The following is a 22,531-nucleotide window of genomic DNA, read 5'->3' as shown; positions in this document are numbered from 1 at the left end:
CTGCGGGATTCGCGGTTCGGCAGAGTCGGTGACACCGCTCACCGAGGAGGACTTCTCATGCGAAACCTTGCCAGACTGTACGCCGTCGGAGCAGCCACCACCGTCCTTGCCACAACCCTCGCGGCCCCGGCGCAGGCGACGGCATGGGGCACCTGTCCCGCAGGGCCGGGGGTGGACCCGCGACAGGAGTGCACCACCCTTCAAGTGCCCCTGGACTACCGGGCGCCCGGTGGGCCGACGATCTCGCTGGCGGTGTCACGGATCAAGACCGCCAAGCCCGCGTCGCGCCGGGGCGTCCTGTTGATCATCCCCGGCGGACCGGGCAGCCCTGGCCTGAACCGGCCCAGCGTACAGATCAAGAAGCTGCCCCAGGACGTGCTCGACCGCTACGACATCGTCGGGTTCGACCCGCGCGGCGTGGGCCAGAGCTCGCCGGTCTCGTGCGACCTGGAGACCCGCGATCTGGCGTTCACCAGGCTGAAGCCGTACCCCGACGCCGACGGCGGCATCGCCGAGAACGTCGCCTGGTCGCGCCGGATCGCCGAGGCGTGCGCCCGCAACGGCGGGCCGCTCATCCGGCACATCAGCACCCGTAACGAGGCCAGAGACATCGACCGGATCCGCCAGGCACTGGGCGAGCGGAAGCTCTCCTACTGGGGTGTCTCGTACGGCACCTACGCGGGCGCCGTCTACGCCACCATGTTCCCGGGGCGTACCGACCGGGTCGTCCTGGACAGCAACGACGATCCCGACCCGCGTCGCGTGGCCCGGCAGTGGCTGGCCAACTACGCCGTCGGCGTGGAGGACCGCTTCCCCGACTTCGCCACCTGGGCCGCGGCCCGCGACGGCGAATACGGCCTGGGCACCAACGCGGCCGCGGTCCGCCGTACCTTCCTCGACCTGGCGGCCACGCTGGACCGCAAGCCGCTCCCCTGGCCCGGCACCACGGACCTGGACGGCAACCTGCTGCGGGAGACCATGCTCAACGCCCTCTACTCGGACGCGAACTTCCCCATGCTGGCCACCCTCATGCGAGCCGCCCGAACCTCCGGCGAGCTGCCCCCGCCGAACACACCCCCGGTGGCCGTCATGCAGAACACCGCCGCCCACGCCGGCGCGACCATGTGCAACGACGTCGAATGGCGCGACACGGTCACCAGCTACCAGCGCCAGGTGACCCGTGACCGGGCCGCCCACCCGCTGACCGGGGGCATGCCGGTCAATGTGGGGCCGTGCCAGTTCTGGCCGTACAAGCCCGCCGAGCCGCCCGTCCGCGTCACCTCACGTGGCCCCGCCAACGTGCTGCTCATCCAGAACCTGCGCGACCCGTCCACGCCGTACAGCGGAGCGCTGAAGATGCGCCAGGCGTTCGGGCAGCGGGCCCGGATGGTCAGCGTCGACTCCGGCGGCCACGGCGTCTACCTCGCCAACGGCAACGCCTGCGGCGACCAGACCGTCACCACCTTCCTGACCACCGGAAACCTGCCCTCCCACGACAAAAACTGCTGACCGGCGATGAATTCGGCGACCGGGGCAGGTCTACCCCTGAACACGCGAAAATCAGGGAGGAACCATGACCAAGAACGCGCTACCGCCCGTGGTCGACGCCGACACCTGGCAGCGTCAACTCGACGAACTGCGTACCCGGGAGAAGGCCGCGACCCGCGAACTGGACGCCATCGCCGCCCAGCGCCGCCGCCTGCCCATGGTGGAAATGCCGGACTACACCCTCGAAGGCGAAGAAGGACCGGTCCGGCTGGTGGACATCTTCAACGGCATGAGCCAACTGATCGTCTACAACCACATGTGGTTCCCGGGCAAGGAGTGGCAGTGCCCGGGCTGCACGGGGTACACCTCGCAATTCACCCGGCTGGAGTTCCTGGACAACTACGACGCCCGGTTCGTCATCGTCATCCAGGGCCCCATCGACGAGGCACTCGCCTACAAGCAGCGGGTCGGCAACAAGATGACCTGGTACTCCACCGCCAACAGCCCCTTCGGCACCGACGTCGGCGCACCGCCCGGCGAAGGCTTCGCCGTCAACGTGTTCCTGCGCGACGGCGACACCGTGTACCGCACCTGGCACACCAACGGCCGGGGCACCGAGCAGCTCAGCCACACCTTCGCCCTGATCGACCTGCTGCCGTACGGGCGGCAGGAGGAGTGGCAGGACTCCCCCGACGGCTGGCCCCAGTCACCCACCTACAGCCGGTGGTCCAGCTCCGAGGACATCGCCGCCCATTACGGCTAGGGGATTTCAGTAAGGTGTGGGGGTGGCGGGTGAGCAGACGAGTGCGCGGGTGGACAGCTGGATCTGGTCGGTACGGCTGACCAGAACTCGCTCGATCGCCTCCGACGCCTGCCGGGGCGGCCACGTCCGCGTCAACGGGGTACGAGTCAAGCCCGCGCACGTCGTCAAGGCCGGCGACGAGATCCGGCTGCGCCACGAGGGCCGCGAACGCATCGTGGTCGTCTCCCGGCTCATCACCAAACGGGTCGGCGCCGCCGTGGCCGCCGAGTGCTACGTCGACAAGAGCCCGCCGCCGCCTCCCCGCGAGGAAGTCGTGACGGTGGCCGTCCGGACTCGAGGCGCGGGCCGTCCCACCAAACGCGAACGCCGCGACCTCGACAAACTACTCGGCCGCCCGGCCACGGAGCCGCGAGACCGCTGAGCCCGCCCGCACGGTGGTTCGGATCGCCTGCTACATTGAATGAACGTTTACTCAATGGATGAGGCGATGACCAGGACACGGAGCGAGCAGGCGGCATGGCGCCGGGAGCAGTTGCTGGACGCGGCCCTGAAGGTGTTCGCCGACAAAGGCGTGGACGGCGCGACGGTCAAGGACCTGGCGCAGGCGGCCGGGGTGACTCCCGGTCTGCTGTACCGGTACTTCGACAGCAAGGAAGCGATGGTCGAGACGTTGCTGTCGGAGCGGGGCTTCCTGCCCCGGCTGCGGGAGCTACTGACGGCGCGTCACGACCCCCGCCCGGCCAAAGAGGTGCTGACCGAGCTGCTGGAGGCGTTCGATCGGCTGCTGGTGAGCCATGCCGACCTGATGGCGGTGTTCTTCAGCGCCGCCCAGGCACGCGCGCCGCTGGCGAAGCTGGTGAACGAAGGCCAGCGGTTGATCGGCGACTTTCTGGCCGAGCGGGTCGCGGCGGGAGAGCTTCGCGCGCACGACACCGGTACGGCGGCCAAGACGCTGTTCGCCACCGTGGCCGTCAACCGGCGGATGGGATCCCCGATCGACATCGCGGCCCTGGTCGGGCTGCTGTTTCCGGAAGAAGGATGAGATGCGTACACAGTGCTGCGTCGTCGGCGGAGGCCCGGCGGGGATGATGGCCGGGCTGCTGCTGGCGCGCCAGGGCGTCGAGGTGGTCGTGCTGGAGAAGCACGCGGACTTCCTCAGGGACTTCCGTGGCGACACCGTCCACCCCTCGACCTTAGAGCTGATCGCCGAGCTGGGGTGGATCGAGGAGTTTCTCCGCCTTCCGCACACCAAGATGCCCGAGGTCACGGTCAACATGGGCGGCAAGGACGTCACCTTCGCCGATTTCAGCCGGTTGAAGGTGCGCTGCCCGTACATCGCGTTCATGCCGCAGTGGGACGTACTGGACTTCCTGGCCGGCAAGGCCGCGGCCTACCCCTCCTTCCGCCTCCTGCGTCGTACCGAGGCGACAGAGTTGATCACCGAGGGAGGACGGGTGGCCGGTGTCATCACCGACGGTGGCGTGGAGGTGCGGGCGGATCTGGTGATCGGCGCGGACGGCCGCCACTCCACCGTACGGGCGCGGGCGGGCCTGGCGCCCGCGAGCGACTCGCCGCCCATGGACGTGCTGTGGTTCCGCCTGCCCCGCCGGGCAGAGGATCGGGTGCCCTTCTTCCAGGGCGGCAAGGGGGCGTTGATCTCCATTGACCGCGGTGATTACTGGCAGCTCGCCTACGCGATCCCGGCGGACGCCTTCGCCGAGCTCAAGGCGGCCGGGCTGCCTGCGCTCCAGGAACGGGTGGCGAGCCTGGCGCCCGCCCTGCGCGATCGCGTCCGGCAGCTCGACGACTGGGACGCGGTGCACCACCTGACCGTACGGGTCGACCGGTTGCGCCAGTGGCATCGGCCGGGGCTGCTGTGCATCGGTGACGCCGCCCACGCCATGTCGCCCGCGGGCGGCGTCGGCATCAACCTGGCGGTGCAGGACGCGGTGGCCACCGCCAACCTGCTGGGGCCCGTTCTCGCTCGCGGCGACGTTCCCGCGGAAGCCGATCTGGTACGGGTGCAGTCGCGCAGGGAGCGCGCGACGAGGGTGACCCAGGCCTTCCAGCTCGGGATCCTGCGTGATCTCTATCCCAAGAACTTGGGCGACGACACGACGCAGCACGTACCCCCGATATTCACCGCGTTCCGGGCACTGCCGCCGCTGCGTCACCTCATGGGCCGCTTCATCGGCATGGGCGCGCGCCCGGAACACATCGCCGCGTAGTGAAATTTCACGACATGTCCACGTTCAATACAGCGTTTTCCACGTATGTCGGTTTACGCTCCCCGACATGCAAGCTAAGCCCCGGGCCGCGGCGATCCTCGCCGCGGCCGGCGTCCTCGTCGGCTCCATCGCCGCCCTCTCCGCCCCCTCAATGGCCGCGACCCCTGGAACCGTGGTCATCAGCCAGGTCTACGGCGGAGGCGGCAACTCCGGTGCCCCCCTTACCAATGACTATGTCGAGCTGTTCAACCGCAGCGGCGCCCCGGTGTCGTTAGACGGCTGGTCGGTGCAGTACACCAGCGCCGCCGGCACCGGGAACTTCGCCGCCAACAAGGCCGCGCTCTCCGGCACGCTGGCGCCGGGCCAGTACCACCTGTTGCAGCTCGCCGCGGGCTCCACGCCCAGCGGGGCGCTGCCCACGCCTGACAGTGCCGGCTCGATCAACATGAGCGGCACCGCGGGCAAGGTGGCGCTGGTCAAGTCGGCCGAGGGCCTGGCCTGCAACGGCTCCTCCACCCCCTGCACCGACGCCCAGCTCGCCCAGCTTTCCGACCTGGTCGGGTACGGCACCGCGAACTTCTTCGAGGGCACCGCCGCCCCCGCGCTCACCAACGCCACCGCCGGCCTCCGCAAGAGCGGCGGCTGCGCCGACACCGACGACAACGGCGCCGACTTCGCGACGGCGGCCCCGGCACCGCGCAACACCGCCACCACCCCCGCGCCCTGCGGCGGCGGCTCGACCCCGACGCCCACGCCGACCCCCAGCCCGACCGAGACCTGCGACACCGCGCCCACGCACCAGATCTCCGAGGTGCAGGGCAGCGGCGAGGCCAGCCCGGTCGCCGGCCAGAACGTACGGGTCGAGGGCGTCGTGACCGGCTCCTTCCAGGGCTCCGGCGGACTCGGCGGCTTCTACCTCCAGGCCACCACGCCCGACGCCGACCCGGCGACGTCGGAGGGCCTGTTCGTGTACTCGTCCTCGCAGGTCAAGCCCGGTGAGCGGGTGCGCGTCTCCGGCAAGGCGATCGAGTACAACGGTCTGACCGAGATCTCGCCGGCCACCGCGGTGAACGTCTGCGGCACCGGCACGATCCGGCCGACCAGGCTGGACCTGCCGCTCGCCAAGGGCGTCACCTTCGAGCGCTACGAGAACATGTCCGTCACGTTCGAGGACGACCTGGCCGTCTCCGAGACCTACAACCTGGCCCGCTTCGGCGAGATCACGCTCGCCGCGAACGGCAGGCTGTGGCAGCCGACCGACCGCGCGGGCGTGGACACCGACCTGGACGCGCGCCGCAGGATCCTGCTCGACGACGGCTCGACCGTACAGAACCCGGCCACGCTGCCGCATCACACCGAGGGCTCGAACAGCGTCCGCCTCGGCGACGAGGTGTCGAACCTGACCGGCGTGCTCACGTACGGCTTCGACTTCTACCGCCTCCAGCCGGCCAAGCCGGTGGTCTTCCGCGCCGAGAACCCGCGCCGCAACCAGCCGGTACGGGTCGGCGGCAACGTACAGGTGGCCAGCCTCAACACGCTCAACTGGTTCACCACGCTCGGCTCCCGCGGCGCCACCAACGCCGCCGAGCGCGACCGGCAGCTCGCCAAGCTGGTCTCCAACATCACCACGCTGAACCCCGCCGTCGCCGGCCTGATGGAGGTCGAGCGCAACAACGACGTGGCGCTCAACGCCCTGGTCAACGCGCTGAACGCCAAGGCGGGCGCGGGCACGTACAAGGCGATCACCCACCCGAACCCGGGCACCGACCTCATCCAGACCGCGCTGATCTACCAGCCGGCCAAGGTCACCCCGGTCGGCCCGGCGCGCTCGTCGTCCGACCCGATCTTCAACCGCCCGCCGCTGGTGCAGACGTTCGGCAAGGCCAACGGAACCGGGGCGACGTTCACGGTGCTGGTGAACCACTTCAAGTCCAAGGGCTGCACCGACGCCGACGGCCCGGCCACCGGCGCGGACGCCGACCAGGGTGACGGACAGAGCTGCTACAACGCCAAGCGCGTCAAGCAGGCCAAGGCCGTACTGAGCCTGATCGGCGACCTCAAGCTGAAGAACGCGATCGTCCTCGGCGACATCAACGCCTACAGCGAAGAGGACCCGATCGACACCTTCGAGGCCGCCGGGCTGACCAGCCTGAGCAAGAAGTACGTCGAGGAGAATGACCGCTACAGCTACGTGTTCGACAGCCTGTCCGGCGAGCTCGACCACATGCTGGCCGACAGCGGCGCGCGCAACCTGGTGACCAGCGCCACGATCTGGCACGTCAACGCGGACGAGGGCCGGTTCATGGACTACAACACCGAATACAACCCGTCCTACCTGTACGCGCCCGACGCCTTCCGCTCCTCCGACCACGACCCGCTCCTGCTGGGCCTGAACCTCTGACACCCGCCTGGCCGCGGCGGTCACCCCGCCGCGGCCAGGACGTTCTGGGCTCGTCCTCCCAGATGTGGCGGCGGGTACGCACGGCGGGCCATGCGGTGCCCGTGTCAGGGGCCGCGTCAGGACGGCGACAGCCCGGTATCAGAGGGGTCGGCGATCGTAGAGCCCATGAACGGAACGACGAAGCGTCCGTTCCATGGAATCAAGGAGCACACGATCATGTCGATCACCCTCAACGACCAGGACCAGCTCACCCTCCGCACCGCCGCCTGGGGCGCCATCTCCCTGATGAGCGCCGCCGGCGCCGCCGGCTCGGCCCACAAGGTCGCCACCCACGGCTCCATCGCCCTCACCTCCGCCACCGGCGCGATCGGACACGTGCTCGCCAAGGCACCCAAGGGCATCAAGTACGGCAAGACCGTCGCCGAACTCGCCGACCAGGTCCTGCCTGCCCTCACCGCCTCCATGGCCCTGCTCAAGCAGCAGGACCGGGCAGAGGCGGACAACTTCCGCAGCACCGTCATCGTCGCCATCGACGCAGCCGCCCACACCCAACCCAGCCCCACCGTCACCGACATGGCCCGCAAGATCACCGAGGCCCTCAACGCCGCATGACAGGGGCGATATGCGCAGCTTGTCACGGGGTCCCGCCGGGACCCCGTGAACCATTGGAAGATCTTTTGGCCTTCTCCTGACCGATCGTTTGACGACCCTCCAGACTGAAGGCCGTGACGAACGATCTCACCGACGCTTGGAACCGCCTGATCTCTCCCCGTCGGCTTTACCAGGTAGCAGCCATGCTCAATATGCCCGACCTGGACGAGAACGCCACTCACAACGACGACACCCCGCAGAACCAACAACAGGCGGCGCTCTACACCACCATCGCCGACTGGGCTCAGCTATCGGCACGGGCAGCCGAAAACCTCGGCCTACCAGAGATCACCGAGCGATTCGCCTTCCTCATCGAATACACCGACCAGCACGCCAAAGGCTGGCACCCAGCTCCCAGCGAGCACACCGAAGGCATCACCCACGCCCACACGGCCGAAACAGCCGCGCGGACCGTCCTCGCCCGCTACATCACCCACCTGGCCGAACACCGCGACGACTACCAACTGTGGCTCGTCGATTCGCTATCCCTGCGCGCATATGTGTGGCACGTGGACACCGCCGAGGCACACCCCCGCGGCCTCCGCCGTTCCAGCTACCCCGCCTCAGCGCACACGTACCGAGAGGCAGAGATCCCTCCGCACGCCGTCGAGATCCGCACGCCTCTGCAAATACACCGGTTCATGGATCACCACATCACCCCATAACCGATAGCCGGGGACGTGCCCTTGTCATAACCGAATGCCTTGGTCGTCTCCATCTCGGCGTGGTGGCCAGAGTTCCCCCACTTGCGGGGAATGGCTCCCGGTTTGGGAAGGGCGGCGGGAGGGCAGACGCCGATCATGCCGGAGTGGTTGCAGGCAGGTGGGTGGGGGCTGCTGGCCGGGTTCGCGCTCGTGCTCGGAGCGCTGCCCGGCTACACGGTTCGGATGCCGCAATGGCTGATCTCGTCGGTGATGGCGTTCGGGGCCGGGGTGCTGATGTCCGCGGTGTCGTTCGAGCTGATCGATGAGGCGCACGAACGCGCGGGACTGGCGCCCACAGTGGTGGGGGCCGTGTCCGGCGCGGTCCTCTACACCGTCTGCAACATGCTGCTGGCCCGCCGCGGCGCCAGGCACCGCAAGCGCTCCGGCGACAGGCAGCCGTCGCAGGAGGAGGGTTCCGGGACGGCGATCGCGCTGGGCGCGGTGCTCGACGGGGTGCCGGAGTCGCTGGTGATCGGAGCGAGCCTGCTCGGCGGGGGCTCGGTGAGCATGGTGACCGTGGCGGCGGTGTTCATCAGCAACGTACCCGAGGGCCTGTCCAGCGCGGCCGGTATGCGTCGCGCCGGGCGGTCCAAGACGTACGTGTTCGGGTTGTGGAGCGGCATCGCCGTGGTCAGCGGGCTGTCGTCGTTGGCCGGGTACGCGCTCCTGGGGCAGGCGCCGGCGGCCGTGCTGGCGGGCATCATCGCGCTGGCCGGCGGAGCGATCCTCACCATGATCGCCGACACCATGATCCCCGAGGCGTTCGAGAACTCGCACCTGATGACGGGCCTCATCACGCTGGTCGGGTTCCTGCTCGCGTTCGCGGTGTCGAAGGCCGGCGGTTGATCATGCCCCCAGCACTGGAGGTGATCCATCCGCTCTCCGGCAGTGGACATGAAACCGATTCGCGTCGAGATTGGTCGGAAGGCGTGGCCATCGCCCGGACGACATGAGGAGCGCGCATGAGGATCGTGGAACTGGCCTCGGTGGACGGATACATCGCCTTCGACCTGGATTGCCCGACGAGCGCGGGCGGCACCCGGCTCGCCCCTGACGTCACCCCCGGCGAGGCCGGGCTGCTGGCGCGGGCGATGACGTACAAGCTGGCCGTCCTCGGCGAGCAGATCGGCGGCGCCAAGGCGGTGCTGCGGGCCGAGCCCGAGAACCGGGAGGCCACCCTGGCCCGTTACTGCCAGGAGATCGCCCCAATGGTCGAGAAGAGCAGTTTCCTCACGGCCTCGGACCTGGGCACGCGTACGCAGGACTTCGCCCTGCTGCCCGGCTACCGTACCGACGCGGTGATGCACCAGGAGGTCGGCGGCGAACTGGTGGACACCATGGTGACGGGCCTGGGCGTGGTCGTCGCCGCGGAAACCGCGCTCGGCGGCCTGGCCGGGCGGACGCTCGCGGTGGAGGGATTCGGCAAGGTGGGCGGCGCCGTCGTACGGGAGGCCGCGCGGCGGGGCGCGCGCATCGTCGCCCTCTCGACCCTGTACGGGTGCGTGGCCGACCCTGCCGGACTGGACGTCACCGCACTCGAAGAACTGCGCGCCGAACACGGCGACGCCTGCGTGACCCTGCTCGGCCTGCCGGTGCAACCCGCCGAGACTCTGTACGAGGTGACCGCCGACGTCCTGGTACCCGGCGCGCGAACCGGCACCCTGACCGCCGATCGCGCCGCTCGGGTGCACGCCCGCGTGATCGCCCCGGCGGCGAACGTGCCCTACACCGCGACCGGCCTGCGCACCCTTGCCGAGCGAGGCGTAGTGACGCTGGCGGACTTCGTCTGCGGCGCCGGCGCCACGATCGGCTACCTCGGCGAACGCGCCGGCCAGGTCCCCGACGCCGACTCGGCACGGGACCTGGTGGAAGAGCGGGTCAGCCAGCTCACCGAAACGGCACTGGAGCATCCAGGTGGCCCGTTCTCGGGCGCGTCCGCCGTGGCGGAACAGTTCCTCGCCACCTGGCGAGACCCGGCCGACCTCTCCGACGGCCCACCCCTCGCCCCCGAACCGGGGCGGTGAATGTCGTTCGCTGCTGCTATAGATTGCGCCACCACCTGATCTTCAACGGCACCAGGATGTTCGATGCCGCCCCTCTAGGAGGACAGGCGGTTGGCGCTCATCTCAGCAAGGCGTTCCTGCAGGCGAACGACACCACCATCACCCGCCAAATCCAGTCGTGAGTTCTCGCCGTACGTCGAGCCCCATCGGACCTGGCCCGGCTGATCTACGAATGGGCGAGCCGATACGCCTGCCAGACCTCCGGCCGAAGCCGCCCTTTGGCCGGCACCTCCAGACCATGCTCACGAGCCCAGGCCCGAACCTCGGCCGTACTGGGCTCCGGCATCGTCGCGGGCTCGTCTACGATCGGCGCCGCCTCGGCTGAATGATCCCCGGCGGCATAGGCGGCGGCCAGGAATCGGTAGGTCCACTCCTCGGCAAGCTGCCGACTCTCGCAGAACACGATCGGCACGCCGGGAAAAGCCACCTGCAACTCGGCTATCCCATCGGCGACCACCGCCGGGCGTACATGTTCCAGCTTGAACACCTGGCTATAGCGCTCCTCCACCACCACCGCAGCGTGCGGAAGAGCGGCCAACTCGGTCAACTGGTACTTCAGCCGACTGTTGAGCAGAGATCCCACCAGGTCGGCCAAGCTCTTACGCTCCACCGCCGCGTACAGCGCCCCAGCGACCTCGACGCCATAATCACCGCACGGCAACCGCCGCCTGACCAGCTCAACCTGCTGCCGAGGAAACTTGTAGGCGTACCGCTCCCCGCTGTCCACGACGACCGGCAGAGCCGCGACCCCGGACGCGCGAGCGGTGGGGGTGGTCACCTGCGGGCGAGCCTGCTTGCGCACCCGAGCCGTCTGCCAAAAGATCACATCCCGACCGCGAGCCTTGGTGAAGACGATCTGCGACCGGTTCTCCCGCGCCCGGTCCAGCACCAGATCGATCGCCGCACCCCGCCGCACACACGAGCGAACCGTAACCCGCTCAACCACCTCCGGCTCGACCGGCCACTCCTCCGCCCCGACCGGATGACAGTAGATCGCCTTCTCCCGCGGCCAGGTGCCACCCGCCCGCAGAAACAGCCCCTCCCCAAGAGGCAGCCGAATCAAGTAGGGCAGCCGGGACTGCTGATCCGGATTCCGGACGATGACCAGCTCACGCATGCTGCCAGTCTCTCTCACGATCGCATGAACGGCTGAGAACGCGAGCGGACTCGACCGCTGGGGGCGGGCTCACATTGCGGGCGGCGGCCGCCCTCATATGAACACGGTGTCGTACGCCGCCAACGAAAGCAGGGGTTCACCGCTGGCGTTGCCTGGGCCGACAGCCTGGCGACATGCCGCACGGGCTGAGCGTGAGCCGTCAGGAGGCAGGCCGGATGCAGGAGTGCCGCGCCTCGAACCAGTCGGCGGCGGGTCGGTTCCCGTGAAGCGCTCGATCAGGACCAGGACCGAGCTGACGCTCTCCTCCCGGTCGACGCGATCGTCGAAGACATCGTCCGCGCTGATCTGGAAGCGCAGCCCGTCCATCAGATGATCGAGCGCGTACGGGTCGTCGCCGAAGCGTAACTACCTGAATGAGGTCGCCAGGCGCCCGTCGCGGGCGTAATGGAAATAGTCCCTGTTGCTGATGTCCATGCTGAGGCCGATGGCCTGGCGACCGCCTGCGGTGATGGACAGCAGGTGGTCGCGGTCGGCGGTCGCCGGCACGATACTGATCCAGTCGAACCGCTTCATGGACAGCGGCCTCGATCTCACGCTGGCGCCGGTGGAGAGCGTGTACTGCAACTGCCCGGACTCCCGGGCGCAGGACCTCGACCTCCTGGCCTCCGACGAGTGGGGGTGAATTGCAGACCATGTCACCACTGTCCACACTCGCCGAGATCAAAGGGCGACTGCACCGAGGCGGCCCACCGCCAGAGCTAACGGCTGCGCATCGCCGAGGAGCTCAAACTGGCGGGGGAGGTCGCGCACGCCGAGGCGTTCCTGCGTGGCACGAAACTGACCCCGCAGGAGGCCGCGGGCCTCGCCCGTACTGTGCTGACCGATGCACCCTGACCGTCCTGCACATCCTGGTCAAGGTAGCACCGGCACATCACGCCGACCATGCGCGACAGTTCTGTCGCAAAGAACCTCGTCCGGGGACGACAAGGAGGGCCTGATGCTGACCCACACCACCGCAAGCGTCTTCGTCTCCGGCCGGAACGACCTGCGCATCGCACAGCTCTATCCGAAGAGGCCGGTGGTGCCGCTGGATGCCAGCGGGCTGGGGCGGCAGCGGCTGCCGTACGACGCCTCGGGGTTTCTCGACCGGTGGCTCGACGGGCGGCTGGATCTGCCGGTGCTGTCGCTGTCCGCGGTGCCGCGTACGCGCGTGCTGTTCCCCCGGGCGTCGAGCCCGGTGCTCTGCCGAGGAGGGGCCGCGAGACACGCTGGCGCAATTGGCGACGATCATCGGAGAGCCGCGGAACAGCGGCCGCACCTATGACTGGCCGAGGATCGAGCAATCGCTCGGATTGCGACTTCCCAGCGACTACAAGCGGTTGTTCGAGGTGTACGGCGATCGGGATCAACGGCATCATGATCGGGCCCCCGGAAGAGCTCCAGCAGCGGCACGAAGAGCAGGATCGCGTCAACGGCCAGATCCCGCTGATCGGGCTCCCGGGGGGTGCCCGCCAACCGGCAGCACCTGATCGACGCCGAAACCCCACCGGAGCAGGCCGCGGCGGAGGACATTTCTAAGATTCGTGAAACGGTTCGGCACTCGTACCCTTCGCGTTAGGTTCGCGGCAAGATCCGTTCATGTCGTGACAAGGGGGTGATGGCTTTGCCGCCCCTGGAAGCGGACGCGCTGCGGGCCTATGCCGAGGAGCTGCGCGAGAACTTCGTACGCCTGCAGAGCGAGTCGCGGGCCCTGCACGACAGAGCCCGAGCGGTGCGCGTGACCGAGCGCTCGCCCGACGGGCTGGTCACGGTGACCGTGGGGGCACGCGGGGAGCTGATCCGTCTCGATCTCGACCCCCGAGTCCTGCGGCGGTCCGATTCGCAGGCCATCGCCCTGCTCATCACCGAGACCGCACACCGGGCGGCGGCCAGGGCGCAGGAGGAGGTCATCGCGATCTTCGAGCCGCTGGTCCCGGCGGACCAAATGCGAGCGGAGCTCGAAGGGGATCTCGACTCGGGGCTGTGGGAGCTGGGCGAGCGCATGCGCGGCGACCGGGACGCGTTGTGACGCTCAGGATCGACCGCCGGCTGGTCGAGAAAGGGTTGGCACACTGGGATGCCATGGCCGCCGGCCTCGACGACGCGGTCGCCGAGGCCGTGGCCCGCATCGAACGGCTGCACGCCGCGACTCCGTGGGGGGACGACTCGGCGGGCAGGGAGTTCCGCAGGGCGTACACGGAGGGCGATGGCCCCAACCTGGTGATCGCCTGGGCGCGCGCCCAGGCGGCCCGGATGTCCGACAGCGGCACAGCGGTACGTCAGAGCGTCGACGGTTCGGCGGAGGCGGAGGCCGCGTCGTTCGACAGGAGGGTCTGACAAGTTGACCACAGCCCATCGGCGCGGGGGTGAACCGGGGCGGGCATGGCCGTAGAGACCGGTCCGGGCCGCAACGTCAGCTCCCCCGTCACCGGCACGCCCGCGAGCCAGGGCGACACGATCGGCAGTGACGGGTTCGGCACCGACGTGACCAAGGCTTGGGGCGAGAGCCTGCCGCCGCTGGCCGACATCCTGACCGCGCTGATCTCGTCCGGGCAGATGTGGCCCGAAGGCAGCGAGAGCGGCCAGGCCGCGCTGGCGGTGGCCTTCGAGGACCTGGCACGGTGCTCGGCGACCGCCGCGAAGGCGTGCGGGCCCGCGGGGGCCAGGATCCTGGAAGGCTGGCAGGGGACGGCGGCCGACGCCTTCCGTACGGACGTCGAGCGGTTCGGCTCCGGCGAGTCGGGGCTGGGGGCGCTGGCGCAGGTCGCGCACACGTACGCGGTGCAGCACGACAACTACGCCCGTGAGACGCAGTACGCCAAGTTGTCCATCAACGCCGGCTTCTGGGTGACGCTGTCGGCGGCCACCGTGGCGGCACTGGCCACGTTCTTCAGCGCAGGCGCCACCACCCCGCTGCTCGGGCCGTACGCCAGGGAACTGCGCAGGTTCCTTGACCAGGTCTTCGAACGGCTGAACGGCGCGGCGAGCGCCCGCTTCGCCGGGACGATCGCCCCCAGAGCGGCGGCGGTGAACACGGCCCGGCTGAGCGGCCTGGGACAGGGCAAGGCGCTGCTGGCCCGCGCGGTCACCAGCCACGCGCTCCGGGAGGTGCCGGAGGAGGTCGCCGAGGGCTTGGTGATCGACGGCTACGCCCAGGCCCGTCAGCGTGACCTGGGCACCCGCGAGGGGTGGGACGGCAAGCGGACGCTGGCCACCATGCTCGGCGATGCCGGCGGCGCCGTGCTCGCTTCCAGGCTCGCTGGGCCGATGTCCAGGTTCGTGAGCAATGTGCCGGGGATCAAGGCCCTGAACGCGGCCGCCCGGGACGCGCCCGGCATCCTCAACGCCCTGCGTCGCTATCCGGGCCGTGCCCTGGGGGGCGCTCTCACCAACGGAGCGGTGTCGGTGCCGGCGGGGGTGGCGGCCAACGGCCTGGTGTACGGCAAATGGGAGCTGCCCTCGGTGGAGGGGGTGCTGGGCGGGATGGCGGCGGGCGCCGGTCGTACGAACACGATCAGCCCGTTCAGCGTCGACGTCCTCAGCGCGATCGCCAACCCTCACAGCGCCTTGGAGACCGCGCACACGACGGCCTCGGCCACGGACGCGGGCCGCAGCGGCACCGACTCCGTCTCCGGTCCGACCACCGGGGCTGCCTCGGCCACATCTGTCACCCCGACCGACCTGGCCACGAACGCGCCACCGAGCCCCGGCACGGGCGTCCCCGCGCCCACGACGCCGACCGGTCCGGGAGCCGCGGCCGGTCCGGGAGCGCCAGCCGGTCCGGGAGCCGCGGCCGGTCCGGGAGCGGCGAGCGCGCCGCCCGCAGCCGCCGCCGCTGCTCCCGGCCTGGCTGCGAACGTTCCACCCGTCGCAGCCGATCACACGGCCAACGCCGCTCCTGCGGCTCCGGGAACCCCGGTCACGACCGGCTCCCCCACCACTCCGGCAAGCGCTCCCACCAGCGCGGCCCCGGTCGCCGCCGGCGCCGGGGCAGGCGGAACAGGCGGGACAGGCGGGGGCGGCGGCGGGGTCGCTTCGGGACCTGTCGCGGGGGCGCCGCAAGCAGCCGCCGGTGGTCAGCCCTTCGCCACGCCATCCCCGCCCACCGCCGCGAACCCGGTCTCCCCTGGAGCTCCCGGCGATCTGAACGCCCGTACAGCACAGGCCGTCCCCGAGCCTCAGCCGTCGGCATCGGGAACCCTGCGCCGCGGCGGCGAGCTCGTACCCTCCCAAGCGGAGCTCGTGCAGGCCCTGAGCGGCGCCCCTCCCCCGCTTTCTCGCCCGGCTACGAACCCGTCGCCGCGACCAGCGCAGACCCCTCCGGAGCCCCCCGTCGACCACCGGCTCACCGACGAGGAGTTACGGGATATCTTCGAGCGCCGGATCGTCCGGGAGAAGCTGTCCGATGCCATGCGCTCCCCCGCCCCGACGATGATCGTCGTCGGGGGCCAGCCGGGCGCGGGCAAGTCCACCACGATCCGCCGCCTCCACGACGAGTACCAGAACCACGGGGGCGCCATCCGGCTGATCGTCGACGAGTTCAAGGACTTCCACCCCGCGTACAAGCGGCTGCTGGCCTGGAACGACGTGGCGACGAACAACCTCATCCAGCCGATCGCGAAGCAGTGGCAGACGATGGCGTTCGAGCACGTCATCGCGAAGGGCTACAACGTGATCGTGGAGGCCACGCTGGGCGACCCACGGGAGGCCGGCGAGTTCATCAGGAGCTTCCAGGACCGCGGTTACCGGGTGGAGACTGAGTTCGTGGCGGCCGCCGGGGCGCAGAGCCGGCTCTCGGTGCTCACCCGCTACCTGAGTGAGAAGGTCACCCAGGGCGCCGGCCGGTTCGTGCCCGCGGCGGCGCACGACAGCCGGTTCGCCGGGTCGGAGAAGACCGTGGGCATGCTGGAGTCCGACGACCCACCGGCGATCGTCAACGCGTTGCACATCCGGCTGCGTACCGGTGAGACGATCTTCTCCAACCGGCGCGGACCCGACGGCGCGTGGCTTGGACGGACGGGCGCCCAGCAGGCCCTGCGGGCCGAGCGGGAGCGTCCGTGGACCCCGGCCGAACGGACGGACTTCACCCGCCGGGTCGAGCGGTTGCGCGCCACGCTGGACCGGCAGCGCGCCGAGCACCCCGATGGCGCCGCGACCTATGACCACCTGGCCCGCGAGGCGGACGCGGTCGAGGGCATGGCGGCGCCGTGGCTGACACCTCCCGGCCCGACGGAGACCTCGCTGGCGTTCGAGCGCAGGCTCGGAGAGGCGCTGTACCACGATCCCGCCGCCCGCACCGCCGCCGAGCGGACGGTGGCCAGGCTGTACGACGTTCTCACTGCGCTCCATCAGGAGCTCCATCCGGGAACGCCGGCGGCCCGCACCGAGCAGGCGTTCTTCAAGGACGACCCCACCAGCCCCGGCCAGGTCGGCCGCGACCGGATCTCGCTGACCGGCCTGCGCCGGGACGGCAACCTGCGCATGCTGATGACCGCGCTCTACAACGCCGCGTTCTTCAGCCAGGACGCTCTCACCCTCAAGGAAACCCTGTACGAGCTGCGCACACGGCCCGACTGGACGGAGACGGCCACCCGCGCCGGCCTCGACGTCTCCCGGTTGCGCCCCCTCCTGGAGCGCCCGCTGGCCAACTCCAGGGAGATCTTCAAGATCGCCACCATGGGCACGCATTCGCCGGACGCGGCCGCCACCGTGGCGGAGTTCAAGGAGAGCCAGGCCGCGAGGTGGTCACGTACGGTCGAGGAACTCGACGCCTTCCAGCGGACACCGCAGGACTTCCTGGACCGCGACATGCCGCTGCACGCGCTCGAACTGGCCGCCGCGCGGCGCCCGCCCGAGCCACCGCAACCGTCCGGCGCGCCTCCGGAGCCTGCCCCGTCCGCCGAGGTCCGCAACGTCCAGGACGACCCGGCCATCGAGGACCCCTGGTCGGACCTTCTCGCCCGGCCGGACGACGATCCCGGGCGCGACGCGCGGGACCCGATGAGCTGGGTGCTGGGCACGGCGCGGTACGGCATGCACACCGACCACCCCTGGTACACGACGGTCTCCACCGAAGCGGGTTTCCCCGTCATCGCCGGGATCTCCGGCACCGCCACGCGCCTGCACTCCATCTTCCGCTGGATCCAGCCCGAGGGCGTCACCGAGGAACACTTCACCCACGCGCTGCTCGGCTGGATGCTGCCGACGGAGGACCATTCGATCTACGAGATCGTCCGCGGTGTCGAGGTGGCGTCACCGGGGCTGTTCGGCGCTTTCGCGGACGTGGCTGAGCTGTACGACCGCCTCACTAGCATGGATCCCACCGCTCGTCAGGGGAGGCAGGAACCACGATGAGCCAGCCCCCGTACCGGTTCCCGAGCCTGGTGGCCGACTGTCACACGCTGCTGCTGCGGCTGGCCGGGCGGGTCCCCGACGGCCTGATCGCCGAGGCCAGGGACCGGCTCGTGGCCGAGGACCTGCGTGGCCTGGCCGCGTCGATGGCCATGGCAGTCGTCGAGCGCGACGTCTCCCTGACCGGCCCCGACGCCGACCTGCTGACGGGCCTGCTGAACAGCGCGGGGGCCGATCACGCCCGGCTCTCCCGGGTGCGGCGGCAGAGCGGCGACCCCGCTCCGGAGTGGGAGTTCGCCCCGGCGCCGCTGCCCGTGCTGCGTGCTCACCGGGAGCGGATCGGCCGCTGCTTGGACCTCACCGACGCGGGGGATCTGGCGCTCGCGGACGGCCTGCTCGACGAGCGGGATCTGGCCCTGATCGGCTTGGTCGCCGACCGGCCGGGGGTTCTCGCGCTGTGGCGGGCCTGGCGGTTCCCGCCCAGCGGTCCCCCGGGGCCTCGCGCCAAGCGCGTCTACCTCGCGGAGGTCGCTGCGGGCACCGATCCAAGCCTGCTCGCGCTCGGCGCGCAGATCGCGCTGAGCGAGCAGGGCGAGGCCGATCCGCAGGTCGAGGTCTACACCGCCGCATCGAGCCCACCGGCCTACCAGCGGGCAGCCCGGGCGCGGTCGTCGCTGTTGTGGGCCCCCGTCCCGCCGCACAGCTTTCATCGGGCGAGCGTGTACGACGCCGTGGACGGCGAGGCGGGCCCCCGCTTCCACACCGATCACCCGCTCGTGACCGACCCGGCCCGGCGTGACCGTCTCCTGGATTACCTCACGTCGGCGGCGACCATCCGCGACAATCCGATCCTCCGCGACGACGCCGTGAACCGATCCCGCCGTAGCGTCGTTCCCTGGAGCGTCCGTACGGACGGCGTCTGGATCTGGTCGGAAGCCGTCGCCTACTACCTGCGTGAGCACGCGCTGGCCCCGTCCGCGGACTTCCTCGCCCATCTGGGCGACGCGGGCAACCGGCCGCCGTCACTGGACACCGTGAGCTGGTTCCGCGCCAGGGCGGCACTGTATCGCACGACGTGAGCCGTCACCGGATCGGCGAGGGCGACTCCAACACCTCCCAGTTCCCGTGGCGGCAGTGGTAGCGGATCAACAGGCGAAGCCTCGCGACCGCCTCGGGAACCGCCGTCATCTCCACCTCGACGCGATAGCCGGCGGCCCGGAAGATCGCCGCGTACGCGTCCACCTCACCATCCCGGTCCGCCCCAGCCTCGAGAATGACGTCCGCCCGGCGGGCGATGGCCCGCTCGACGGCCAGGACGCACCATCCCAGGGCGTCGGCCATCACCCGGTCCCCAGCGGCGGCATCGTCGTGGAGCACGAGATCCCAGCTGTAGGGGTGATAGGCGAGGTACATCTCGGGATCGATCACCTCCCAGCCGCCGGGCGCGGGCCGGTCCCGCGCTATCTGGCGGGCCCGCGTCGTCCTGCCGGAGCCTTGCTCCCCCGCCACGATCATGACGACCGGCGCCGGGCTGGGCGCCGCGACGTCCAGCGCCTCCGGGACGATCGTCTCCGCGAACACGCGGGCGTGCTCACCCGAGGAGAGCCGGTAGGTGTCCGGCGATGGCCGGGCGACGACCTCGACCGAACCGCCCAGCTCCGCCAGTCGAGCGCCATGCGCCCTGACGGCCCTGGCCACGGCCACGTGGTCCGCCGGGTCGAGGCCGGTGAACTCCCTCCGATACTGGCCACGCAACGCACGCCACGACGCGTCGGCCGGCGCGGCCCGGTCCCGGGCGGTGCACCACGCCATGAGGCTGCCGATGATGTCCAGAGCCGACTCGAAGCCGAGCGCCTCGTCCCAGTTGGTCGGTCGGGCTGAGGTCATGGCCGGTCGGCGCAGAGCGTGAGCGCGGGGTGGCGGTAGACGATGGCGCGCGGCAGCTCGTCAGGCGTCTTGGTCCAGTTGGGAACGTCCTTGCCGCAGATCGAGGCGTCGGCGGCACCCTCCGACACCTTGGTCACCCGGTAGGTGGCCGAGGGCCCGCAGGTCACCTTGGACGCCTTGCCGGTGGGAAAGCCGATCTCCTGGTAGAAGCAGTCACCCTTCTTCGCGTTGAGCGTCAGGCAGAGCTGGCTGCGTGTCCGGCGGCTGGACATCACGAGGTATCCGTTGGTGACGTCGTCGCAGCGGTTCGCCTTCTTGATCACCTTGTAGGCCGCCTGCGGGGTGGTGCACCCGACGATGTGGAAGTCCTCCCGGAGAGTCTTGCCGCCCTTACCGAGCGCTTCGAGGCAGGAGCCGACCTGGGCATTGCTCGGATCATCCTCCGCGGCGCAGGCCACGGCCGTCAAGATCAGGAGCGTACAGGCGAGGCCCGCCGGGAGGCGGGCGACAGGACGGTGGCGATCACTCGAGGCGCCCATCATGGCACGGCAGCCTAACCAGCCGCCCGGACGCTTCCGCTCATTTACGAAATCGCCGAAGCGTCCGGCGAAGTGCGCTCGACCGACACGCCGGATCCATCCCGCTCGCCCGCTCTTGATCGCCACTGTCGGATGGGGGGAGAAAATCGGCTCTCGTGAACAGCACGGCTGATGAGCCGTTCGAGGAGCTGATCGAGCGGTCCTCGCTTGGCACGCTCGGTGCACGTCAGCTTCGACAGCGCCCCCAGCCGAAAACTGACGAGGTCCGGCGGATCCAAGAGCAGCGAGCCGGACGATCTGTAGGGCTGAATGCAGAACAGCGACTACGTACTTCCATGACCTGCTGCACAGAATCGGCATCGGCGTCACCATCGACCTGTCCGAGCCATGGCACCGTGACGGGCCGGTTTACGAGACCAGAATGCAGGCGGCGGATCAACGCCTCAACGACGTCGCGCAGATTGGCCACCCGGCCACCGTCCGTCGAGCCTCAGCTCGCGCCTGGAGAATGAGCGATCATCGGAAGTCACCGATCCGGCTTGGTTCATCAGGTGAAGATGGCGTTCACAGCCTTGCTCACCTCCGCGAGGGGAAGCTTCTCACGTTGGCGTTCGAAGGCGATCCATTCCTTGCCCTCCGCGGCTACCCCCTCCAGGACGTGCAGGGCGTTGCCGAGCCCGGCCGTATTGAGAGTCCGCTGGGACGCGCCTTGCGGGTCCTTGTCCTCGGTCTCGGTGACGTCTGTGGGTGGGTCGGTCACCTTGACCTTGATTGGATCGCCGTTGGTCAGCGTCAGCTCGAAAACGTTCTCTCCGCTGTCGGTCTCGGCCACCTGGACGGAGGTGAACGCGTCGTAGCGGTAGTTGGTGCGTGCCCGGCTGCGGGTGGTGGCCTTCAGGAAGTCGAGATGCTGGGTCAACTGGCGCACGCCGTCCTTGGTGAGCAGGAAAAGCAGAATCTTGTATTTCGAGTAGCGCCATGGCCCATTCTCGATGTGTGCTCTGTCGTAGGAGGGCGTGGCGGGCGCCTCAATGAAGGCATGGGCGTGAGGGGCCACGGTGATTCCGGACAGCCGTCCTATGGGCGTAGCCTATGCGGCTGTTCGAGTTGAGAGGAATTCGTTGAGTACCTCCAGGGGCGGCCGGTAGCCGAGCGCCGAGTGCAGGCGCCGGCGGTTGTAGAACCCTTCGATGTAGCGGATGACCTGCCGTCTCGCCTTGGCTCGGGTGGTGAAGACGAAGCGGTGCAGCCATTCGTTCTTGATCGCGCTGAAGAACGACTCGGCCATCGCGTTGTCCCAGCAGACGCCGGTGCGGCCGACCGAGCGGCGGATGTTCAGGCCGGTCAGGTAGCGGCCGAACTCATCTGAGGTGTAGTTCGAGCCGCGGTCGGTGTGGAACACGGCGCCGGGCTGGAGCAGGCCGGTGCCGGCGGCCATCCGGATCGCGTCCTTGATCAGATCGGTGCGGTAGTGATCGGCCATCGCCCAGCCCAGCACCGCCTTGCTGTGGCAGTCGATCACCGTGGCCAGGTAGAGGAAGCCCTCCCAGGTGCGGACATAGGTGATATCGCCGACGAGCTTGGTGCCCGGCCGCTCAGCGGTGAAGTCGCGGCCGACCAGGTCGGGAATGCCGCGAAAGTCGCCCTGGACGGTGGTGGCGGGCCGGAACGCCCGGACCTGGGCCGGCAGGAGGCCCTGCTCGCGCATCAGGGCGCGGACCAGCTCGGTCGAGCAGTGCTCGCCGCGACGGCCCAGGGCGGCGTGCACGCGCCGGTAACCGTAGGTCTCGTGCGAGTCGGCGAAGATCTCGGCAACCAGCGCGGCCAGCAGGGTGCGGCGTTGCGTGGTAGCCGAGGCCGGCCGCTCGCGCCATTCGTAATAGCCCGAGCGGGACACGCCCAGCCAGGCGCACATCCGGGCGATCTTGTGGTCGGCCTTCTCCGCGTCGATGAGCTCGTACATGGCGAGCGTCATCGAGTTTCGGCCGCGAAGAAGGCGGCTGCTTTTTTCAGGAAGATCAACTTCTCGCGCAGCTCGGCGTTCTCTCGCTCCAACTCCCGGATCCTGGCCCGGTCCGGCCCGGAGACCGGCCGCGGTTCCTCCTGAGCGCTCACAATCCGATGCCGGTTCACCCAGCTGCCCAGGGTGCTGGCGTTGATGTCGAACTCCCGCGCCACCGACGCGACCGTCCGATCGCCCTCCAGCACCATGCGGATGGCTTCTTCCTTGAACTCCGGCGAGAACCGCCTACGACGCCTCGTCACGTACCTACCTCTTCCAGACTTCAGTCAGCTTATGT

General features: G+C 69.6%; 22 protein-coding genes. 15 read left to right on the top strand and 7 right to left on the bottom strand.

All coding sequences use genetic code 11. The annotated features are described in order from the left end of the window. Positions 1 to 57 precede the first annotated feature (57 nt). From C4V41_RS54840 to C4V41_RS54795, 10 genes are all read left to right on the top strand, one after another. On the top strand, positions 58 to 1,509 hold the full coding sequence (locus tag C4V41_RS54840; protein ID WP_103964030.1) for an alpha/beta hydrolase: 1,452 nt from the start codon (positions 58 to 60) through the stop codon (positions 1,507 to 1,509). A gap of 64 nt (positions 1,510 to 1,573) precedes the next feature. Continuing rightward, a complete protein-coding gene (locus C4V41_RS54835; RefSeq protein WP_103964029.1) occupies positions 1,574 to 2,251 on the top strand; it encodes a DUF899 domain-containing protein in 678 nt (225 codons plus the stop codon). Between the two features lie 22 nt (positions 2,252 to 2,273). Next, positions 2,274 to 2,672, top strand: coding sequence for an RNA-binding S4 domain-containing protein (locus tag C4V41_RS54830; RefSeq protein ID WP_103964028.1), 399 nt, complete (start codon positions 2,274 to 2,276; stop codon positions 2,670 to 2,672). A 66-nt stretch (positions 2,673 to 2,738) separates the two neighbouring features. After that, complete coding sequence (locus C4V41_RS54825; protein WP_160150728.1) at positions 2,739 to 3,293, top strand: TetR/AcrR family transcriptional regulator; 555 nt, start codon at positions 2,739 to 2,741, stop codon at positions 3,291 to 3,293. A gap of 1 nt (position 3,294) precedes the next feature. After that, positions 3,295 to 4,479: an FAD-dependent oxidoreductase gene (locus C4V41_RS54820; protein ID WP_103964026.1), complete on the top strand. Its 1,185-nt coding sequence runs from the start codon at positions 3,295 to 3,297 to the stop codon at positions 4,477 to 4,479. A 67-nt stretch (positions 4,480 to 4,546) separates the two neighbouring features. Then, positions 4,547 to 6,880 carry an ExeM/NucH family extracellular endonuclease gene (locus tag C4V41_RS54815; RefSeq protein ID WP_103964025.1) on the top strand — a complete coding sequence of 778 codons (2,334 nt, stop codon included), beginning with the start codon at positions 4,547 to 4,549 and terminating at the stop codon, positions 6,878 to 6,880. Between the two features lie 165 nt (positions 6,881 to 7,045). Then, positions 7,046 to 7,492: a hypothetical protein gene (locus tag C4V41_RS54810; protein WP_235030981.1), complete on the top strand. Its 447-nt coding sequence runs from the start codon at positions 7,046 to 7,048 to the stop codon at positions 7,490 to 7,492. A gap of 113 nt (positions 7,493 to 7,605) precedes the next feature. After that, positions 7,606 to 8,196, top strand: a complete 591-nt coding sequence (locus C4V41_RS54805; RefSeq protein WP_146104187.1) for a hypothetical protein — start codon at positions 7,606 to 7,608, stop codon at positions 8,194 to 8,196. Positions 8,197 to 8,331: 135 nt separating this feature from the next. After that, positions 8,332 to 9,081 (top strand): ZIP family metal transporter, encoded by a 750-nt coding sequence (locus tag C4V41_RS54800; RefSeq protein ID WP_103964022.1) that lies wholly within the window; start codon positions 8,332 to 8,334, stop codon positions 9,079 to 9,081. A gap of 116 nt (positions 9,082 to 9,197) precedes the next feature. Then, positions 9,198 to 10,259, top strand: coding sequence for a Glu/Leu/Phe/Val dehydrogenase dimerization domain-containing protein (locus tag C4V41_RS54795; RefSeq protein WP_103964021.1), 1,062 nt, complete (start codon positions 9,198 to 9,200; stop codon positions 10,257 to 10,259). Between the two features lie 205 nt (positions 10,260 to 10,464). Here C4V41_RS54795 and C4V41_RS54790 read toward each other — a convergent pair whose 3' ends face one another. From C4V41_RS54790 to C4V41_RS62510, 3 genes are all read right to left on the bottom strand, one after another. Further along, positions 10,465 to 11,415 (bottom strand): ERCC4 domain-containing protein, encoded by a 951-nt coding sequence (locus tag C4V41_RS54790; protein WP_103964020.1) that lies wholly within the window; start codon positions 11,413 to 11,415, stop codon positions 10,465 to 10,467. A gap of 93 nt (positions 11,416 to 11,508) precedes the next feature. Beyond that, the gene (locus C4V41_RS54785; protein ID WP_103964019.1) at positions 11,509 to 11,781 is read right to left on the bottom strand and encodes a hypothetical protein; all 273 of its coding nucleotides are present in this window, start codon (positions 11,779 to 11,781) and stop codon (positions 11,509 to 11,511) included. A gap of 39 nt (positions 11,782 to 11,820) precedes the next feature. After that, complete coding sequence (locus tag C4V41_RS62510; RefSeq protein ID WP_160150727.1) at positions 11,821 to 11,988, bottom strand: hypothetical protein; 168 nt, start codon at positions 11,986 to 11,988, stop codon at positions 11,821 to 11,823. Positions 11,989 to 12,412: 424 nt separating this feature from the next. Between C4V41_RS62510 and C4V41_RS54780 the strand changes: the two genes are divergently transcribed. The 5 genes from C4V41_RS54780 to C4V41_RS54755 all read left to right on the top strand — a co-directional run bounded on the left by C4V41_RS54780 (position 12,413) and on the right by C4V41_RS54755 (position 18,884). Further along, the gene (locus C4V41_RS54780) at positions 12,413 to 12,739 is read left to right on the top strand and encodes a hypothetical protein (RefSeq protein ID WP_103964018.1); all 327 of its coding nucleotides are present in this window, start codon (positions 12,413 to 12,415) and stop codon (positions 12,737 to 12,739) included. Between the two features lie 333 nt (positions 12,740 to 13,072). Continuing rightward, positions 13,073 to 13,483, top strand: a complete 411-nt coding sequence (locus tag C4V41_RS54775; RefSeq protein ID WP_103964017.1) for a YbaB/EbfC family nucleoid-associated protein — start codon at positions 13,073 to 13,075, stop codon at positions 13,481 to 13,483. Between the two features lie 53 nt (positions 13,484 to 13,536). Further along, complete coding sequence (locus C4V41_RS54770) at positions 13,537 to 13,791, top strand: hypothetical protein (protein ID WP_146104186.1); 255 nt, start codon at positions 13,537 to 13,539, stop codon at positions 13,789 to 13,791. 45 nt (positions 13,792 to 13,836) lie between these two features. Then, complete coding sequence (locus tag C4V41_RS61370; RefSeq protein WP_146104185.1) at positions 13,837 to 17,808, top strand: zeta toxin family protein; 3,972 nt, start codon at positions 13,837 to 13,839, stop codon at positions 17,806 to 17,808. Then, a complete protein-coding gene (locus C4V41_RS54755) occupies positions 17,805 to 18,884 on the top strand; it encodes a hypothetical protein (RefSeq protein ID WP_103964013.1) in 1,080 nt (359 codons plus the stop codon). The genes C4V41_RS61370 and C4V41_RS54755 overlap by 4 nt, the downstream gene beginning before the upstream one ends. A 4-nt stretch (positions 18,885 to 18,888) precedes the next feature. On the opposite strand, the gene C4V41_RS54750 is transcribed toward C4V41_RS54755, so the two are convergent. From C4V41_RS54750 to C4V41_RS54735, 4 genes are all read right to left on the bottom strand, one after another. Continuing rightward, positions 18,889 to 19,692: a zeta toxin family protein gene (locus tag C4V41_RS54750; protein WP_103964012.1), complete on the bottom strand. Its 804-nt coding sequence runs from the start codon at positions 19,690 to 19,692 to the stop codon at positions 18,889 to 18,891. Continuing rightward, entirely contained in the window at positions 19,689 to 20,150 is a 462-nt protein-coding gene (locus tag C4V41_RS54745) for an LppU/SCO3897 family protein (protein WP_456093869.1), read from the bottom strand. The genes C4V41_RS54750 and C4V41_RS54745 overlap by 4 nt, the downstream gene beginning before the upstream one ends. Positions 20,151 to 20,778: 628 nt before the next feature. Next, entirely contained in the window at positions 20,779 to 21,288 is a 510-nt protein-coding gene (locus C4V41_RS54740) for a hypothetical protein (protein ID WP_103964010.1), read from the bottom strand. 33 nt (positions 21,289 to 21,321) lie between these two features. Next, a protein-coding gene (locus C4V41_RS54735; protein ID WP_407670161.1) for an IS3 family transposase occupies positions 21,322 to 22,496 on the bottom strand; the annotation gives its coding sequence in 2 pieces (ribosomal slippage) (positions 21,322 to 22,241 and positions 22,241 to 22,496; 1,176 coding nt in all). Between the last annotated feature and the right edge of the window lie 35 nt (positions 22,497 to 22,531).

The organism is Nonomuraea solani (genome assembly GCF_900108335.1).
In the GTDB taxonomy this organism is placed as follows: Bacteria; Actinomycetota; Actinomycetes; order Streptosporangiales; family Streptosporangiaceae; genus Nonomuraea; species Nonomuraea solani.
The sequence above is the reverse complement of the archived record's forward strand: the minus strand, read 5'-3'. Positions and strand labels throughout refer to the sequence as shown.

What these genes read in the sequence shown, in the direction of transcription:
- C4V41_RS54840 (WP_103964030.1), top strand. Translation starts at nt 58, where the DNA reads ATGCGAAACCTTGCCAGACTGTACGCCGTCGGAGCAGCCACCACCGTC.
- C4V41_RS54835 (WP_103964029.1), top strand. Translation starts at nt 1,574, where the DNA reads ATGACCAAGAACGCGCTACCGCCCGTGGTCGACGCCGACACCTGGCAG.
- C4V41_RS54825 (WP_160150728.1), top strand. Translation starts at nt 2,739, where the DNA reads ATGACCAGGACACGGAGCGAGCAGGCGGCATGGCGCCGGGAGCAGTTG.
- C4V41_RS54820 (WP_103964026.1), top strand. Translation starts at nt 3,295, where the DNA reads ATGCGTACACAGTGCTGCGTCGTCGGCGGAGGCCCGGCGGGGATGATG.
- C4V41_RS54815 (WP_103964025.1), top strand. Translation starts at nt 4,547, where the DNA reads ATGCAAGCTAAGCCCCGGGCCGCGGCGATCCTCGCCGCGGCCGGCGTC.
- C4V41_RS54810 (WP_235030981.1), top strand. Translation starts at nt 7,046, where the DNA reads ATGAACGGAACGACGAAGCGTCCGTTCCATGGAATCAAGGAGCACACG.
- C4V41_RS54800 (WP_103964022.1), top strand. Translation starts at nt 8,332, where the DNA reads ATGCCGGAGTGGTTGCAGGCAGGTGGGTGGGGGCTGCTGGCCGGGTTC.
- C4V41_RS54795 (WP_103964021.1), top strand. Translation starts at nt 9,198, where the DNA reads ATGAGGATCGTGGAACTGGCCTCGGTGGACGGATACATCGCCTTCGAC.
- C4V41_RS54790 (WP_103964020.1), bottom strand. Translation starts at nt 11,415, where the DNA reads ATGCGTGAGCTGGTCATCGTCCGGAATCCGGATCAGCAGTCCCGGCTG.
- C4V41_RS54785 (WP_103964019.1), bottom strand. Translation starts at nt 11,781, where the DNA reads ATGGACGGGCTGCGCTTCCAGATCAGCGCGGACGATGTCTTCGACGAT.
- C4V41_RS62510 (WP_160150727.1), bottom strand. Translation starts at nt 11,988, where the DNA reads ATGAAGCGGTTCGACTGGATCAGTATCGTGCCGGCGACCGCCGACCGC.
- C4V41_RS54780 (WP_103964018.1), top strand. Translation starts at nt 12,413, where the DNA reads ATGCTGACCCACACCACCGCAAGCGTCTTCGTCTCCGGCCGGAACGAC.
- C4V41_RS54775 (WP_103964017.1), top strand. Translation starts at nt 13,073, where the DNA reads ATGGCTTTGCCGCCCCTGGAAGCGGACGCGCTGCGGGCCTATGCCGAG.
- C4V41_RS54770 (WP_146104186.1), top strand. Translation starts at nt 13,537, where the DNA reads ATGGCCGCCGGCCTCGACGACGCGGTCGCCGAGGCCGTGGCCCGCATC.
- C4V41_RS61370 (WP_146104185.1), top strand. Translation starts at nt 13,837, where the DNA reads ATGGCCGTAGAGACCGGTCCGGGCCGCAACGTCAGCTCCCCCGTCACC.
- C4V41_RS54755 (WP_103964013.1), top strand. Translation starts at nt 17,805, where the DNA reads ATGAGCCAGCCCCCGTACCGGTTCCCGAGCCTGGTGGCCGACTGTCAC.
- C4V41_RS54750 (WP_103964012.1), bottom strand. Translation starts at nt 19,692, where the DNA reads ATGACCTCAGCCCGACCGACCAACTGGGACGAGGCGCTCGGCTTCGAG.